At 75.0% G+C, this 16542-nt stretch carries 15 protein-coding genes and 1 riboswitch; of the genes, 13 read left to right on the top strand and 2 right to left on the bottom strand.

Going from position 1 to position 16542, the window contains the following annotated elements; translation table 11 throughout:
• Positions 1–243: 243 nt before the first annotated feature.
• The 4 genes from def to asnB all read left to right on the top strand — a co-directional run bounded on the left by def (position 244) and on the right by asnB (position 5515).
• On the top strand, positions 244–792 hold the full coding sequence (def, locus tag AB0D67_RS15255) for a peptide deformylase (RefSeq protein WP_362934599.1): 549 nt from the start codon (positions 244–246) through the stop codon (positions 790–792).
• Positions 793–796: 4 nt separating this feature from the next.
• Positions 797–1744 carry a methionyl-tRNA formyltransferase gene (gene fmt, locus AB0D67_RS15260; RefSeq protein WP_362934602.1) on the top strand — a complete coding sequence of 316 codons (948 nt, stop codon included), beginning with the start codon at positions 797–799 and terminating at the stop codon, positions 1742–1744.
• A complete protein-coding gene (locus tag AB0D67_RS15265; RefSeq protein ID WP_362934605.1) occupies positions 1741–3351 on the top strand; it encodes a transcription antitermination factor NusB in 1611 nt (536 codons plus the stop codon). Before fmt ends, AB0D67_RS15265 begins: the two co-directional genes overlap by 4 nt.
• Positions 3352–3658: 307 nt before the next feature.
• Positions 3659–5515, top strand: a complete 1857-nt coding sequence (asnB, locus tag AB0D67_RS15270; RefSeq protein ID WP_362934608.1) for an asparagine synthase (glutamine-hydrolyzing) — start codon at positions 3659–3661, stop codon at positions 5513–5515.
• 49 nt (positions 5516–5564) lie between these two features.
• Here asnB and mptB read toward each other — a convergent pair whose 3' ends face one another.
• Complete coding sequence (gene mptB / locus AB0D67_RS15275; RefSeq protein WP_362934611.1) at positions 5565–7133, bottom strand: polyprenol phosphomannose-dependent alpha 1,6 mannosyltransferase MptB; 1569 nt, start codon at positions 7131–7133, stop codon at positions 5565–5567.
• A 110-nt stretch (positions 7134–7243) separates the two neighbouring features.
• Here mptB and rpe point away from each other — a divergent pair, with 110 nt between their 5' ends.
• The 7 genes from rpe to ribH all read left to right on the top strand — a co-directional run bounded on the left by rpe (position 7244) and on the right by ribH (position 13397).
• Entirely contained in the window at positions 7244–7921 is a 678-nt protein-coding gene (rpe, locus tag AB0D67_RS15280; protein WP_362934614.1) for a ribulose-phosphate 3-epimerase, read from the top strand.
• A gap of 141 nt (positions 7922–8062) precedes the next feature.
• The gene (locus tag AB0D67_RS15285; RefSeq protein ID WP_362934617.1) at positions 8063–8890 is read left to right on the top strand and encodes an oxygenase MpaB family protein; all 828 of its coding nucleotides are present in this window, start codon (positions 8063–8065) and stop codon (positions 8888–8890) included.
• A 141-nt stretch (positions 8891–9031) separates the two neighbouring features.
• Positions 9032–9162, top strand: a riboswitch (FMN riboswitch).
• Between the two features lie 34 nt (positions 9163–9196).
• On the top strand, positions 9197–10417 hold the full coding sequence (ribD, locus tag AB0D67_RS15290) for a bifunctional diaminohydroxyphosphoribosylaminopyrimidine deaminase/5-amino-6-(5-phosphoribosylamino)uracil reductase RibD (protein WP_362934620.1): 1221 nt from the start codon (positions 9197–9199) through the stop codon (positions 10415–10417).
• Positions 10398–11006 carry a riboflavin synthase gene (locus AB0D67_RS15295; protein WP_362934623.1) on the top strand — a complete coding sequence of 203 codons (609 nt, stop codon included), beginning with the start codon at positions 10398–10400 and terminating at the stop codon, positions 11004–11006. Before ribD ends, AB0D67_RS15295 begins: the two co-directional genes overlap by 20 nt.
• Positions 11003–11668: a nicotinamide mononucleotide transporter family protein gene (locus AB0D67_RS15300; protein ID WP_362934626.1), complete on the top strand. Its 666-nt coding sequence runs from the start codon at positions 11003–11005 to the stop codon at positions 11666–11668. Before AB0D67_RS15295 ends, AB0D67_RS15300 begins: the two co-directional genes overlap by 4 nt.
• Positions 11665–12915 carry a bifunctional 3,4-dihydroxy-2-butanone-4-phosphate synthase/GTP cyclohydrolase II gene (locus AB0D67_RS15305; RefSeq protein ID WP_362934629.1) on the top strand — a complete coding sequence of 417 codons (1251 nt, stop codon included), beginning with the start codon at positions 11665–11667 and terminating at the stop codon, positions 12913–12915. The genes AB0D67_RS15300 and AB0D67_RS15305 overlap by 4 nt, the downstream gene beginning before the upstream one ends.
• Positions 12912–13397 (top strand): 6,7-dimethyl-8-ribityllumazine synthase, encoded by a 486-nt coding sequence (gene ribH, locus AB0D67_RS15310; RefSeq protein WP_362934632.1) that lies wholly within the window; start codon positions 12912–12914, stop codon positions 13395–13397. Before AB0D67_RS15305 ends, ribH begins: the two co-directional genes overlap by 4 nt.
• Positions 13398–13507: 110 nt before the next feature.
• Here ribH and AB0D67_RS15315 read toward each other — a convergent pair whose 3' ends face one another.
• Positions 13508–14653 (bottom strand): serine hydrolase domain-containing protein, encoded by a 1146-nt coding sequence (locus AB0D67_RS15315; protein ID WP_362934635.1) that lies wholly within the window; start codon positions 14651–14653, stop codon positions 13508–13510.
• A gap of 388 nt (positions 14654–15041) precedes the next feature.
• On the opposite strand from AB0D67_RS15315, the gene AB0D67_RS15320 reads away from it, so the two are divergent.
• Together AB0D67_RS15320 and AB0D67_RS15325 are read left to right on the top strand one after the other, a co-directional pair.
• Entirely contained in the window at positions 15042–15500 is a 459-nt protein-coding gene (locus tag AB0D67_RS15320; RefSeq protein WP_362934638.1) for a PH domain-containing protein, read from the top strand.
• Positions 15501–15570: 70 nt separating this feature from the next.
• Positions 15571–16464, top strand: a complete 894-nt coding sequence (locus tag AB0D67_RS15325) for a MoxR family ATPase (RefSeq protein WP_362934641.1) — start codon at positions 15571–15573, stop codon at positions 16462–16464.
• Positions 16465–16542: the final 78 nt, after the last annotated feature.

Consider the following 16542-nt stretch of genomic DNA (forward strand, 5'->3'; position numbering starts at 1 on the left):
CCGAGCCGCGACGCGCAGCGTCGCCATGAATACAGGGTGACGAAGGAAGACACCGGCTCAAGAGCCCCCGAGCCGCGACGCGCAGCGTCGCCATGAATACAGGGTGACGAAGGAAGACACCGGGTCAAGAGCCCCGAGCCGCGACGCGCAGCGTCGCCATGAGCGCTGAGCCGCCGGACCCGGTTGACCCGGTCCGGGCCCTTAGACTTGGGGGATCCCCTTAAGAAGCGTGAGGAGAGCCTGTTGGCCATTCAGTCGATCCGTCTTTTCGGCGACCCGGTGCTGCGCACCCCCGCGGAGCCGGTGAAGGACTTCGACAAGGAGCTGCGCAAGCTCGTCAAGGACCTCACCGACACGATGATGGACGCCCCCGGCGCCGGCCTGGCCGCGCCCCAGATCGGCGTGGGCCTGCGCGTCTTCACCTACTACGTGGACGACCGGCTCGGGCATCTGATCAACCCCGACCTCGACCTGTCCGACGACCAGGACGAGGAGGGCGAGGAGGGCTGCCTGTCCTTCCCCGGCCTGTCGTTCCCCACGCCCCGGGCGATCCGGGCCGTGGCCAAGGGGTTCGACATGCACGGCGAGCCCGTCACCCTCGAGGGCACCGACCTGATGGCCCGCTGCTTCCAGCACGAGACCGACCACCTCGACGGCATCCTGTTCATCGACCGGATGGATCCGAAGCAGCGCAAGCTCGCCATGAAGGCGATCCGTGAGGCCGAGTGGAGCGGGATCGCCGCGCCCGCGATCAAGTTCTCCCCGCACACCACCCACGGGAAGGCTCTGTAGGACCTTGCGTCTGGTCTTCGCCGGTACCCCGGACATCGCCCTGCCCTCCCTGCGGGCCCTGCTCGACTCCTCGCGCCACGAGGTGGCCGCCGTCGTCACCCGGCCGGACGCCCAGTCCGGCCGCGGCCGGAAGGTCCATCCGAGCCCCGTCGCGGAGCTGGCGGAGGAGGCGGGCATCGAGATCCTCCGGCCGCAGAAGGCGGGCGACCCGGAGTTCCTGGAGCGGCTGCGCCTGATCGCCCCCGACTGCTGCCCGGTGGTCGCCTACGGCGCGCTGCTGCCGCAGGCCACCCTGGACGTCCCGCGCCACGGCTGGGTCAACCTGCACTTCTCGCTGCTGCCCGCCTGGCGGGGCGCCGCCCCGGTGCAGCACGCGATCCTGCACGGCGACGAGATCACCGGCGCGACCACCTTCCGGCTCGTCAAGGAGATGGACGCCGGCCCGGTCTACGGCGTCCTCACCGAGGAGATCCGGGCCTCCGACACCAGCGGCGCCCTGCTCGCCCGGCTCGCAGAGTCCGGCGCCGGGCTGCTCGCCGCCACCCTCGACGGGATCGAGGACGGCACGCTGGAGGCCGTCCCGCAGCCCCCCGAGGGGGTGAGCTTCACCAAGAAGATCACCGTGGACGACGCCAGGGTCGACTGGTCGGCGCCCGCCATGCGGATCGACCGGTTGGTCCGCGCCTGCACGCCCGCCCCCGGCGCGTGGACGGAGTTCCGCGGCCTGCGGCTCAAGCTCGGCCCGGTACGGCCCGTCCCCGAGGCCGCCGGCCCGGACGCCCCGGCCCCCGGCCGGATCCTGGCCTCCAGGAGGTCGGTGCTGGTCGGCACGGCCACCTTCCCGGTGGAGCTGGGCGAGGTGCAGCCGCAGGGCAAGCGCGTGATGAGCGCCCTGGAGTGGGCCCGCGGCGTGCGGCCCGGCGACGACGACCTCATGGGCGGCGCGTCATGAGCGGCCGGGGGAGCGGTGGCGCGTCCCGCGGCGGGGACGGCCGGTCGCGCGGCGGTCCGGCGGGCGCCGGAAACGGTGAGAAGGGCGGGAAAGGCCCGGCGGGCGGCGGCTCGGGCGGCAGGGGCGGCCGGGGCTCGGGCGGCGGCCGTCCGAGGCGGCCGGCGCGTGACGAGCCGCGCAACGCCGCCTACGACCTGCTGCGCGCCGTCGACGAGCGCGACGCCTACGCCAACCTGCTGATGCCCGCACTGCTGCGCGAACGACGCCTGACCGGCCGCGACGCGGGCCTGGCCACCGAACTGGCCTACGGCACCCTGCGCGGCCTCGGCACCTACGACGAGGTCATCGCCGCCTGCAGCGACCGCGCCCCCGAGGAGGTGGACCCGCCGCTGCTCGACGCCCTGCGTCTCGGCGTCCACCAGCTCCTCGCCACCCGGGTGCCGCCGCACGCCGCCGTGGGCACCACCGTCGACCTGGTACGGCTGCGCGTCGGCACCGGCGCGTCGAAGTACGCCAACGCGGTGCTGCGCAAGGTGGCGACCCGGTCGCGTGAGCAGTGGCTGGAGATCGTGGCCCCCGGCCCGGAGGCCGACCCGGTCGGTCACCTGGCCGTGGTCCACAGCCACCCCCGGTGGATCGTCACCGCGCTGCGCGACGCCGTGGGCGGCGGCTTCGACGAGACCGCCGCGCTGCTGGCCGCCGACAACGAACGCCCCCGCGTCACGCTGGTCGCCCGTCCCGGCCGCGCGTCGGTCGAGGAGCTGCTCCGGGAAGGGGCCCTGCCCGCCGCGTACTCCCCTTACGCGGCCTACCTCCCCGAGGGCGACCCCGGCGCCGTCCCGGCGGTGGCCGAGACGCGCGCCGCCGTCCAGGACGAGGCGAGCCAGCTCGTCGCGCTGGCCCTGGCCCGCGTCCCGGTGCGCGGCCGCGACACCCGCTGGCTCGACCTGTGCGCGGGGCCCGGCGGCAAGGCGGGCCTTCTCGACGCCATCGCCACGCACGGCGACCCGGCCGCCCGCGACGCCGGAGCCGGTGCGGTCACCGGAGCCGAAGAGCCCGCGGCCACTGGGACCGGGGCCGGGGCGATCGGGGAGCCGGGACCGGCGGGTTTCGGGGGCGGGGCCCGGCTGGTCGCGGCCGAGCTGCAGTACCACCGCGCCCGGCTGGTCCGGCGGGCCACCCGCGAGGCGGCGGTGATCACCGCGGACGGCACGGCCCCCGCCTGGCGGCCCGGGGCGTTCGACCGGGTCATGGTCGACGCCCCCTGCACCGGCCTGGGCGCGCTGCGCCGCAGGCCGGAGGCCCGCTGGCGGCGCGACCCGCGCAGCCTTCCCGAGCTGGGACGGCTGCAGCGCGCGCTGCTGGACTCGGCCCTGGAGGCCGTGCGCCCCGGCGGGGTCGTCGCCTACGTCACCTGCTCGCCGCACCTGGCCGAGACCTCCGCCGTGGTCGGCGACCTGCTGCGCCGCCGCGACGACGTCGAGGCCCTCGACGCCCGCGCGTACCTCCCCGGGATCGAGGGGCTGGGTGAGGGCCCGTACGCCCAGTTCTGGCCGCACCGGCACGGCACCGACGCGATGTTCCTGGCCCTGCTGCGCCGCGGCTGAGGCCGGCTGGGGCCGCTTCCCGTTCCCGCACGTCACCGGGCCGCCGGGTCATCCGCCGGCCCGGGGACGGCCGTCCCGGAGCGGGTGACCGTACGCTGGAAGGCGGGGCAGGGGAGACCGGACCGGGTCCGGTGCGCCGCCGACTCGCTGGCGCGCCCCTGTGGACCTGATGGCTTCACCGGGTTCCAATGGTCTTTTGCGCGTTCGCGGGCGCTCGCCGGCCGCCATGCCGCCGCAACCGGCGTGGCGGCGGGTACGGCGGGCCGTCCCGGACGCGCGACGACCGGCGACGGGACGGGGTGCGGAAATGTGCGGAATATCCGGCTGGGTGGACTTCGACCGCGACCTCGGGCAGGCGGGACGCACCGCGCTGGCCATGACCGCCACCATGGCCTGCCGGGGGCCCGACGACGAGGGGCTGTGGCTGGCCCCGCACGTGGCGCTGGGACACCGGCGGCTGGCCGTGATCGACGTCGAGGGCGGCCGGCAGCCGATGGTCGCCGAGGAGGACGGCCGGCCGCTGGCCGTCCTCACCTACAGCGGCGAGGTCTACAACTTCCGTGAGCTGCGCGACGAGCTCGCCGCCCGCGGCCACCGCTTCCGCACCCGCAGCGACACCGAGGTCGTGCTGCGCGCCTACCTCCAGTGGGGCGGCGACTTCGTCACCCGGCTGAACGGCATGTTCGCCTTCGCGATCTGGGACATCCTCCGCGAGGAGCTGCTGCTGGTCCGCGACCGGATGGGCGTCAAGCCGCTGTACTACCGGCCGACCCCGGCGGGCGTGCTGTTCGGCTCCGAGCCCAAGGCGATCCTGGCCAATCCGCTCGCCCGCCCGGCGGCGGTCGACGCCGACGGCCTGCGCGAAGTGCTCGCGCTCGTCAAGACACCGGGGCACGCGATCTACCGGGACATGCACGAGGTCCGTCCCGGCGAGATCGTCACGGTGAGCCGCCGGGGCCTGGCCCGGCGCCGTTACTGGCGGCTGGAGGCGCGCGAGCACACCGACGACCTCGACACCACCGTCCGGACCGTGCGCGACCTGCTGGACGACATCGTCGAGCGCCAGCTCGTCTCCGACGTCCCGCTGTGCACCCTGCTGTCCGGCGGCCTCGACTCCAGCGCCGTCACCGCGCTGGCCGCGAAGGCGTCGAAGGAGCACGGCGCGGGCGGAATCCGGTCGTTCGCCGTCGACTTCGCCGGCTACAGCGACAACTTCCGGCCCGACGAGATGCGGGACACCCCCGACGCCCCCTACGTCCACGACGTCGTACGGCACGTCGCCCCCGACCACAGCGACATCACGCTCGACTCCGCCGACCTCATGGACCCCTCCGTACGGGCGGCGGTCCTGCGGGCCCGCGACCTGCCCACCGGCATCGGGGACATGGACGCCTCCCTGCTGCTGCTGTTCACGGCGGTCCGCCGGCACTCCACCGTGGCGCTGTCCGGGGAGTCCGCCGACGAGGTGTTCGGCGGCTACCGCTGGTTCCACGATCCGGAGACGGTCGCCGCCGACACCTTCCCGTGGCTGGTGACGCCGGGGGCCGGGCGGTTCGGCGGGCTGGCCGCGCTCCTCGACGACGCCCTGCTGCGCAAGCTCGACCTGCCCGCCTACCGCGCCGAGAGCTACCACCAGGCGCTCGCCGAGTCGCCGCGCCTGCCGGGCGAGAGCGGCCTGGAACGGCGCATGCGGGAGATCTCCCACCTGCACCTCACCCGGTTCGTGCAGATCCTCCTCGACCGCAAGGACCGTATGAGCATGGCCGTGGGGCTGGAGGTCAGGGTGCCGTTCTGCGACCACCGTCTGGTGGAGTACGTCTTCAACGCGCCCTGGTCGATGAAGACCTTCGACGGGCGGGAGAAGAGCCTGCTGCGCGCCGCCACCGCGGACGTGCTGCCCCGCTCGGTCCTGGAACGCCGCAAGAGCCCCTACCCCTCCACGCAGGACCCCGGCTACGACGCGGCGCTGCGCGAGCGCGCGGCCCGGCTGCTCGACCGCCGCGACATCCCCGTCGCGCCGCTGATCGACGTCGGCAGGGCGCGGGCCGCGCTCGCCCGGCCCGCCGGCCCCGGCGGCGCCCCGGACGGGGCCCGGGCGCAGCTGGAGGGGCTTCTCCAGCTCAACGCCTGGATGGCCGAGTACGACGTCCGGCTCGACCTCTGACCGGACTCGGATCCTCGGCGGGGTCCGACGGGCCCGTCCGGGGGGACGCTCAGCCCGCCCGTCCCGCCCGTTCCACTCCGGTGGGAGGCGCGGTGCCCGGCGGCAGCGGCCGGGCGCCCAGCCGTCCGGCCAGGGCCAGCGCCACGACGCAGGCGATGACGACGTCGGAGGCCAGCGGGGCAACCCAGGGGCGGTAGACCTCGGCGGCCCAGCGGACGACCGGGGTGGGCGGGAGCGTGAGCAGTCCCGCGGCCCCGGGCAGGTAGACCAGGCTCGTCACGACGCCGCGGACCAGCATCAGCCCGTCGAGGCGGCAGGCGGGCATGAGCGCGAGGAGCGGGAACAGCAGGGCGTCGTACCAGGGGTGCTGCATCGGCGAGGTGAGCAGCCAGCCCAGGCAGCACGCCAGCGCCGTCCGTACGGCCGGCGTCCCCGCCCCCGGCCCGGCCTGCGCCCCGAGGTACGGTCCGTACGGCGCCGCGGGCAGCCGCAGGCACAGCAGCGCGCCGGCCAGGACGGCCGCGCCGAGGGCGAGCCGCCCCTCCAGCGCGACCGCCTCCGGCCCCTCGCCGAGCCACGCCGCCACCGCCACCCGCCACGGGTCGGCCAGCGCGCGGGAGGCGACCTTGCCCGCGACGTTCGCCAGCGCCTCCGGACCCCGGGTGGCGTAGGCCGCCGCCAGGGCCGCGAGCGCCCCGGCGGCCGTGGCGGCCAGCGTGGCGGGCGACCGGCGGGCCGCCCAGAACAGCCCGGCCCCGGCCAGCGCGAACGGCGCCTTGACGGCGGCCGCCGCGCCGAGCAGCACACCCGCCGCCAGGCCGCTGCGGCGCGCGGCGAGGAAGGCCCCGAGCAGCAGGAGCGTCCCCAGACCGTCGACGTGGCCGCCGGCCACCACGTGCCACAGCATCAGCGGGTTGAGGCTCCACAGCAGGTGGGCACGGGCCCGCCGCTCGCGGGCGGGCCCGGCCAGCCGGTCCAGGAGGAACGCCGACAGCAGGAAGGCCAGCCCGGCCATCGCCTTCCAGGCGAAGACCGTGCGGGCCATCGACGCGCCGCCCGGCCACGAGGCGGCCTGCTGCGCCCAGGTGGCCACCGGCCCGTACACCGACGGGGCGTTCCGCCAGGCCGGAGGGGAGAACGCGCCGACCGGGTCGCCCACGGCGTGCAGCCACGCCGGGGTCACCACGTACGGGTCGTGTCCCAGCGCGGCGATGCGCCCGTAGATCGCGTAGTTGAGGGCGTCGGTCGAACCGGCGGGCGGCACGAGGACGAGGACGAGGACGGCCACCGCCGAGGCCGCGAGCATCGGGCCCGGCGCGGGGTGCCGGCCCCGGCGCAGCGCGTACAGCCCGGCGCCGGTTCCCAGCGCGCCGGCGACGATCGCCGCGGCGCACAGCAGGATCACCGCGGTGGCGGCGGGGGCGGCCGCGAAGGACCAGGGCGGGCCGCCGCCGAGGGCGGGCACCGCGGCCGAGGGGCCCGCCAGGCAGAGGAGCAGCATGGCTACGACGGAGGCGCCGGTCAGGGCGAGCCAGGCGCGCCCGGCGAACCGTGCGGCCCGGCGGGGAGCGGGGACGAGCACCGGCTCCGGCATCGGCTTCCAGATTAGAACACCCACGAACGTAGATCATCTATGACGTTCCGGGGTCCCACGCCCGGACGGCCCCGCGCGGGCCGGTGCGGGCCGGTGGGGGCCGGCGGAGGCCGCCCAATAGACTCGGCCGCATCATGGCCGTACAGATCTCACCCAGCATCCTGTCCGCCGACTTCGCCCGTCTCGCCGAGGCGGCCGCGGCGGTCTCCAACGCCGACTGGCTGCACGTGGACGTCATGGACAACCACTTCGTGCCCAACCTGACCCTCGGCCTGCCGGTCGTGGAGTCGCTGCTCAAGGCCAGCCCGCTGCCGCTCGACTGCCACCTCATGATCGACGATCCGGACCGCTGGGCCCCGGCCTACGCCGAGGCCGGGACGGGCAGTGTGACGATCCACGCCGAGGCCGCCAAGGCCCCGGTCCGCACCCTGCGCGAGATCCGCGCAGCCGGGGCGCGCGCCGGTCTCGCGTTGAACCCGGCCACCCCCGTCGAGCCGTACGAGGACCTGCTCGGCGAGATCGACATGCTGCTGCTCATGACGGTCGAGCCCGGTTTCGGCGGGCAGAGGTTCCTCGACATGGTGCTGCCCAAGATCCGCCGGTCCCGCGAGCTGATCGAGGCGCACGGCGGCCGGGTCTGGCTGCAGGTGGACGGGGGCGTGTCGGAGCGCACCATCGAGCGCTGCGCCGAGGCGGGCGCGGACGTCTTCGTGGCGGGCAACGCCGTCTACGGCGCCGAGGACCCGGCCCACGCGGTGGACGTCCTGCGGTCCATCGCCGCCAAGACGGACCCGGCCGGCGAGGGCGCCTGACCGGCGGGGAACCCGGCCGGCGGGAAGGCCCGGCCGGCCCGTCCGGTCCCGCCGGCGTTCTGCGATGCTTGTGTCATGGACCCGAGACGTGTCGCCCCCGGCCACCGGGGGCGCCCACGCGCATCCGACGGGAGGCGGCGCATGGACCACGGGCTGTTCGGACCGGGCTCGGTGACCTGGCGCGTGATGGGCGAGCCGATCCTGCTGGTCGGCGGGTTCAGGGCGCTGCTGATGCAGGGCCTGCACCCCAGGGCGATGCGCGGGGTCGCGCAGAACTCCGCGCTGATGGACCCGGGCGAGGCGTGGTCGCGCTTCCTGCGCACCTCCGAGTTCGTCCGGGTGCGGACCTACGGCACGACCGCCGAGGTCGCCGCCGCCGGGGCCAGGGTCAGGAGGATCCACGAGAGTCTCCGGGCCTTCGACCCCGACACCGGTGAGCGCTACCGCCTCGACGACCCCGACGCGCTGGCCTGGGTCCACGTCGGCGAGGTCGACTCCTACCTGTCGGTCGCCCGGCGGGCCGGGGTGCGGCTGAGCGACGCCGACGCCGACCTGTTCGTGGCCGAGCAGCGGCGCGCGGCCGAGGTCGTCGGCCTCAGCCCGGACGCCGTGCCCGGCTCGGTCCGTGAGATGCGCGACTACATCGAGGCCCGCCGGCCCGGCCTCTACTTCGCCCCCGAGGTGCCGCACCCGCTGCGCCAGTCGATCACCCAGTCGATCAGCGCGCCGCTCCCGCCGTACCTCGTGCCGTTCAAGCCGGTCCTGCCCGCGCTGACCGTGCTGGCCTTCGCCACCATGCCGCGCTGGGCCCGCAGGCTGTACGGCCTGCCCGGCACGCCGTTCGGCGACCTGTGGGCCACCGCCACCCTGCGGGCGCTGCAGACCGGCATCGGCCTGGTCCCCACCCCGATGCGCTACAGCCCCGACGCCCGCCGGGCGCGGCGTCTGACGGCCGAGCGGGCCGCCTGAGCGTTCCGGACCGCCCTTGAGGGGGTTCCGGCATCCGGTAGGGGTGTTCCATCCGGTTTGCCGCGCGTGGCACACTGATGTACGGACGCTGGCCTTCGGCGAGGCGTCCGTACGAAAGCGAGAAGGCAGGAAAAGCAAGAGCAGCGTGCTCCGGGGTCGGTGAAACTCCGAACCGGCGGTTACAGTCCGCGACCCGGTCGAATCCATCGACCGGTTGACCCGGTGGAATTCCGGGACCGACGGTCAAAGTCCGGATGGGAGGAAGCGCGCGGGCGGGAGAGGTGTCTTCGGGCACTCCTTTCGCCGATGACGGTGCGGGCCGCCGCCGTGAGCGGCGCGCGTGCCGTCGTGATCTCCCCCGGGGCCGCCGTGGCAGGCAAAGCTACTGGCGACGAGGAGACCCGGGTGACCGATCTGGCGCACATGCGCCGGGCCATCGAGCTCGCCGCACGCGGACGCGGCACCACCAGCCCCAACCCCGTGGTCGGCTGCGTCGTCCTCGACGCCTCGGGCCGGGTGGCGGGGGAGGGGTTCCACGCCCGCGCCGGCGGTCCCCACGCCGAGGTGGTCGCGCTGCGCGCCGCCGGTGAGCGCGCCCGGGGCGGCACCGCCTACGTCACCCTCGAACCCTGCGACCACACCGGGCGCACCGGGCCCTGCTCGGCCGCGCTGCTGGCGGCGGGCGTCGCCCGCGTCGTCGTCGCGGTGCGCGACCCCAACCCGGAGGCGGCGGGCGGCGCCGAGCGGCTGCGGCGGCACGGGGTGACGGTGGAGACCGGCGTCCTCGCCGCCGAGGCCGGGCGCGGCAACGCCGAATGGCTGACCTCCGTACGGCTCGGCCGCCCGCACGTCACCTGGAAGTACGCCGCGACGCTGGACGGCCGTTCGGCCGCCGCCGACGGCACCAGTCAGTGGATCACCTCTCCCGAGGCCCGCGCCGACGTGCACCGCCTGCGCGCCGAGGCCGACGCGGTCGTGGCGGGCATCGGCACCGTCCTCGCCGACGACCCCCTTCTGACCGCCCGCCCCGCGAGCGGGCCGCCCGCCCGGCAGCCGCTGCGCGTGGTCGTCGACTCCGCCGCCCGCGTCCCCGCCGGCGCCCGCGTCCTGGACGGCCGGACCCCCGCCCTGGTGGCGGTCGCCGCCGACGCCGACCCCGCCGCGGTCGAGGCCCTCACCGGCCGGGCCGACGTGGTACGGCTCACCCGGCGCGAGCCGTACGGCCTCGACCTGGCGGAGCTGCTCGCCGAGCTGCGTCGCCGCCAGGTCGTCGGCGTGCTGCTGGAGGGCGGGCCCACGCTCGCCGGCTCGTTCCTGCGCGAGGGCCTGGTGGACCGGGTCGTCGGCTACCTCGCGCCCGCGCTGCTGGGCGCGGGGGCCGCCGCGCTCGGCCCGGCCGGCGTCGCCACGATCGCCGGCACCCACCGCCTGGAGTTCGAGGATGTCACCCCCACCGGCCCGGACCTGCGGCTCACCGCCCGGCCGATACCCCTTCGAGGAGATGCGGATGTTCACCGGAATCGTTGAGGAGCTCGGCGAGATCGCCGCGGTCGAGCCGTTGCCGGACGCGGCGCGGCTGTCGGTCCGCGGACCGGTCGTGACCGCCGACGCCCGGCACGGCGACTCGATCGCCGTCAACGGCGTCTGCCTGACCGTGGTGGAGGTGGACGGGGACGTCTTCACCGCCGACGTGATGAAGGAGACCTTGGACCGCAGCTCCCTCGGGGCGCTGCGGCCCGGCTCCCCGGTCAACCTGGAGCGGGCCGTCCGCGCCGACGCGCGCCTGGGCGGCCACATCGTCCAGGGCCACGTCGACGGCACCGGCACGCTGCTGTCGCGCGAGCCGGGCGAGCACTGGGAGGTCGTCAGGATCTCGCTGCCGGCCGAGCTGAACCGCTACGTGGTCGAGAAGGGCTCGATCGCGGTGGACGGCGTCAGCCTGACCGTGGCGGGCGTGGACGGCGAGAGCCTCACCGTCAGCCTGATCCCCACCACGCTGCGGCTCACCACCCTCGGCGCCAAGCGGCCGGGCGACCCGGTGAACCTGGAGGCCGACGTCATCGCCAAGCACGTGGAGAAGCTGACCGCCGCCTACGCCACCGGGGGCAGGGCGTGAACTGGACGCAGGCGGGATTCGAGGTCCTCGGCACGAGGGTGCTCTGGACCGACCTGGTCGGCAACGTCGCCTCCCTGGCGACGGTGCTGCTGGCGATCCGCAAGTCGCTGTGGACCTGGCCGGTGCAGCTCACCGGCGCGGTGCTGCTGCTCATCGCCTCGCTCACCGCGCACGTCACCGGCAACGCCCTCAAGCAGGTCATGTTCGGCGGCCTCGCGGTCTACGGCTGGTGGCGGTGGTCGCGCGGGGTCCGCGACGGCGGGAGCCTGCCCGTGCGGCCCGCGCGGTTCTTCGAGCGCGCCGGGATGATCGCGACCCTGCTGGTCGGCACGATCGCGGTGGGCGTCGTCTTCTGGGTCGCCAAGCTGTCCTGGGGCGCGGCCGTTCCGCCGCCCGAGGGCTACTACCTGGTCGCCGCCGACGCCTACATCTTCGTCGGCAGCGCCGTCGCCACCTGGGCGCAGGGGCGGGCGCTGGTCGACTTCTGGATCGTCTGGGTGGCCGTCGACCTGGTCGGCGTGCCGCTGGCCTTCAAGTCCGGACTCGTCGTGTCCGGGGCGGTGTACGGGGTGTTCTTCGTGCTCGTCCTGGCCGGGTTCCTCAACTGGCTCAAGGAGTACCGCTCCTCCCGGGCGGCACTCGTCCCCGAGGAGGCGTTGTGACCGTGCTCGACCCGATCGAACGTGCCGTCAACGACATCCGCGACGGCCTGCCCGTCGTGGTCGTCGACGACGAGAACCGCGAGAACGAGGGTGACATCATCTTCGCCGCGGCCCGCGCCACCCCGCGGCTGGTGGCCTTCACCATCCGGCACAGCAGCGGCGTGATCTGCGTGTCGATGCCCGGCGAGGCCCTCGACCGGCTCGGCCTGCCGCTGATGGTGAACGACAACCGCGAGCGGCTGCGCACCGCCTACACGATCAGCGTGGACGCCCGCGACGGCGTGAGCACCGGCATCTCCGCCGCCGACCGGGCCAAGACGATCCGGACCCTGTGCGACTCGGCGACCGAGCCCTACGAGCTGGTACGGCCCGGCCACGTCTTCCCGCTGCGCTACCGCGAGGGCGGCGTGCTGGCGCGGCGCGGTCACACCGAGGCGGCCGTGGACCTCGCCAGGCTGGCCGGGCTGACCCCGGCGGGCGCGCTCGCCGAGGTCGTCAACGACGACGGCACCATGAAGCGGCTGCCCGAGCTGCGCGAGTTCTGCGACGAGCACGACCTGGCGCTGGTCTCCATCGAGCAGCTCGCGGAGTACCGCCGCCGTACCGAGCGGATGGTGACCCGGGTCGCCGAGACCCGGCTGCCGAACCGCCACGGGATGTGGCGCGCCTTCGGCTACTCCAGCGCCCTGGACGGCGGCGAGCACCTCGCCCTCGTCTACGGCGACCTGGAGGACGGCGAGAACGTCCTGGTCCGGGCCCACTCCGAGTGCCTGACCGGCGACGTGCTCGGCTCGCTGCGCTGCGACTGCGGGGTGCAGCTCGACAACGCCATGTCGATGATCGCCGAGGAGGGCCGCGGGGTGGTCGTGTACCTGCGCGGGCACGAGGGGCGCGGCATCGGGCTGCTGGCCAAGCTCCGGGCCTACAGCCTTCAGGACGCCGGCAGCGACACCGTGGACGCCAACCTGGAGCTCGGGCTGCCGGTGGACGCCCGCGAGTTCTCCAACGCCGGGCAGATCCTCGCCGACCTGGGCGTGAAGTCGGTACGGCTGCTCACCAACAACCCGGCCAAGCTGCGCGGGATGGACGGCTACGGCGTCAAGGTGCTCGGCCGTGAGCCGATGCCGGTGGCGGTGAACCCGTACAACGAGAGGTACCTCACGGCCAAGCGCGACCGCCTCGGCCACGACATCGGGCAGGAGTCGCCGGTCGCGCCGGGCGTCCGCGGCGGGCGGGAGGACGCGTGAGCGGCACCGGAAGGCCCCCGGCCGACGCCGCCGACGCCGCCGGGCTGACCGTCGGCATCGTGGCCGCCCGGTGGCACGCGGAGATCACCGACCGGCTCGTGGAGCGGGCCGTCCAGGCCGCCAGGGACAGCGGCGCCACCGAGACCGTCGTCCGGGTGGCCGGATCGCTGGAGATCCCCGTCGTGGCCCAGGCGCTGGCCGCCCGCTGCGACGCGGTCGTCGCCCTCGGGGCGGTGATCCGCGGGGACACCGCCCACTTCGACTACGTCTGCGACTCGGTGACCTCCGGCCTGACCCGGATCTCCCTCGACGAGCGGACGCCGGTCGGCAACGGCGTGCTTACCTGCGACACACTCCAGCAGGCGCTCGACCGCTCCGGGCTGCCGGGAAGCAAGGAGGACAAGGGCTACGAGGCCACCGTCGCCGCCCTGGAGACCGCGCTGCTGCTGCGCGGCCTCGCCTCCGGCGGGCGGCCCCGCTAGCGTCCGGAGCCGGAGACCCGGTGCCGGGCACGGACCCGTATGTCCCGAGGCCGGACGGCCTCGGGACATACGGGCCGGCGGGCGGTGCCACCCGCACCGCCGGCCCGGGCTCACCCCCGCGGCATCTCGTACGGCTCGCCGCAGAAGTACTGGTTGAGGGAGTTGACGGCCGCGAGGATGAGCAGCCCGGCCCGGGGGTCGTTCCGCTGGACGTTGACCGAGATCGTCATCCGCCTCCTCCCGGTGTCGTCGGCGAAGCCGAAGGTGACGTAGCCGGGGATGGAACCGGTCGCGCCCCACTTCTCCCCGCAGGTCAGCGCCACCGCCTCCAGGCCGAGGCCGTACCGGGGGAACACCGGCGCCTGCGGGGTCCCCACCCCGGTCCGCATCTCCGCCAGCAGTCGCGGGCCGATGAGACGCCCGCCGAAGAGCGCCTGGTAGAAGCGGTTGACGTCGCGGCCGTCGCTCACCAGGCCGAAGGCGGCCCAGGCCCAGGAGGGATCGATGCGGGTGAGCGGCCGCAGCGCATCCTCGCCCGTGTCCGCGCCTTCGGGCAGGTAGTAGCCGGTGGCGTGCGGGCCGTGGATGCGGGGGTCGGTGACCGGCAGGTAGGAGCGGGTCATGCGGGCGGGCCCGAGGATCCGCCGGTCCACCTCGGCGCTCAGGGTGTGGCCCGTCACCTTCTCCACCAGCATCCCCAGCACGATGTACCCGGCGTTGGAGTAGTGGAAGGCGCCGGGCTCCGGCCTCTCGACCTGCTCGGCGTACGCGACGAGCTGCTCGGGCCGGTAGGCGCGCCGCGCGTAGTGCCCGGGATCGGCGAACTCGGCGTGCTCCATGTAGTCGGCCAGCCCCCCGGTGTGGTTGAGCAGCCGCCGGACGGTGACGCGGTCGCCGTCCCGGATCAGGCCGGGCAGCAGGGCGTCGATCGGGTCGTCGAGCCGTACCTTCCCCTCCTGGACCAGTTGCAGGACGACGGTGGCCACGACGCTCTTGGTCAGGCTGGCCACCCGGAACCGGGCCTGCGGCGGCATCGGGGCACGGGTGGTCAGGTCGGCGACGCCGCCGGTGCCGATCCAGGTGCCCTCGTCGTCGTCGACGCGGGCGAGCACCCCCGGAGCCCCGGCGGCCACGATCCCGTCCAGCGTCCTCCGCACCTCGGCCAGGTCGTCCCGTGGGCGCGTCGTCGCGTGGGCGGGCGCCACACCCCCGAGGAACGCGGTGACGGCCAGGGCGATCGCGACGGTACGTGACATCAGGGGGTCCTCATCGGTTCGGGGGAGCGGGCCGCTCGGCGGACTCCCGGCGGCGGCCGCCGGCGGGGGAGCCGCTTCGGCGTCCTCCGGCGGGAAGCGCTTCAGCGTCTTCCGATGGGGAGCGCTTCGGCGTCCTCCGGCGGCGTGGGAACGAGATCAATCCTCGGCGCGCGGGCGGGCGTCCGCCTCGTCGCCGAGGCCGAGTTCCGGATGATCCCGTGGTCGCACACGGGTACGACCGCGGTGGGACGCGACGCCGGACGCCGGCCGGACCGGAGAGCAGGGGCCGGCCGGGTGTGCGATAGATTTCGTCAGGTGCCGTGATTGCCGCCACGACCGCTCTGAGCGGCGGTTTCCCGAAGGATCGTGATCGTTCAGTGAGCCCCGAATGAGCCCCGAGAGCGTCCCCGCGCCCCCGCTGCCCGTCGTGTGGCGGCCGAAGAAGGGACGGGCCGTGGCCTACGGCTTCGCCGGGCTGGTCATGCTGGGCGCCCTGGTGATGGCGTTCGTGCTGCCCGCGCCGTTCCACCTGCCCGACCGGATCGCGATGGTCGCGCTCGGCGGGGTGATCGCCTGGCTGCTGCACCTGCTCGGGCGGTGCCGGGTGGAGGCCGACGAGCGGGGCGTCACCGTGGTCAACCCGCTGCGGGTGCACCGCTACGAGTGGCCCGAGGTCCTGGGGGTGACGCTGATCGACAGCGAACCCTGGGCCAAGATCGACTTCGCCGACGGCGCGACCGTCGGCGCCATGGGCCTGCAGGGCTCGGAGAAGGAGCGGACCGTACGGCAGGTCCGCGAGCTGCTGGCGCTCATCCGGGAGCGCGGGGAGACCGACGAGCGCCACTGAGCGGCCCCGAACCCGCCGGAATCGGACACCGCCGGAACCCCTGGAAACGGGTGGGCGGGCGTAGCCTGATGTGGTGCGGTTGACCGACGTGCCGGGCCTCGGCTCGCCCGGCGAGCTGGCCGGGCTGCTCGACCGGCAGGCGTACCTCGCCGACGAGGGGCTGACCACCGCCGCCTTCCTGGCGCTGCGGATGGGCCGCCCGCTGCTGCTGGAGGGCGCCGCGGGGGTCGGCAAGACCGAGCTGGCCAGGGCCCTGGCGGCCGTGCTGGACGCGCCGCTGATCAGGCTCCAGTGCTACGAGGGCCTCGACGGCCCCCAGGCCCTCTACGACTGGGACTTCGCCCGCCAGCTCCTGCACCTCAAGGCCGCGGAGGCGGGCGGGACCGCCGACCCGGCCCGGCTGGAGACGGAGGTATACGACCGGCGCTTCCTGATCGCCCGGCCGCTGCTGCGGGCGATCGAGACCTGGCCCAGCGTCCTGCTGATCGACGAGGTGGACCGGGCCGACGTGGAGTTCGAGGCGATCCTGCTGGAGGTGCTCTCCGACTTCGCGATCTCCGTCCCGGAGCTCGGCACGATCCGCGCCGAGCACCCCCCGGTCGTCGTGCTGACCTCCAACCGCACCCGGGAGGTTCACGACGCCCTGAAACGGCGCTGCCTCTACCACTGGCTGGAGCATCCCTCCTTCGACCGGGAGGTCGCCATCCTGCTGCGGCGCCTGCCCGCCTGCTCCGAGACGCTCGCCCGGCAGGTCGCCGGCGCGGCCGGGCGGCTGCGCGGGGCCGGACTGGTGAAGCCGCCGGGGATCGCCGAGACCCTCGACTGGACCGAGGCCCTGCTGACCCTCGGCGCCCGCGAACTCGATCCCGCCCTGGCCGCCGCCACGCTCGGCGCCCTGCTCAAGCACCGCGAGGACCACGAGGCCGCGCTCGGGGACGGGCTGTTCGATGACCTCCGCCGCTGACGGCCGCGACCGGCCCGCCCCCGGCGACCGGCGGACGGGGGAGGCGCGCGGGGCGCGGCCGGGCGGGCATCCGGCCTC

The sequence above is a fragment of the Streptosporangium sp. NPDC048047 genome, assembly GCF_040653115.1.
Classification (GTDB): domain Bacteria; phylum Actinomycetota; class Actinomycetes; order Streptosporangiales; family Streptosporangiaceae; genus Streptosporangium.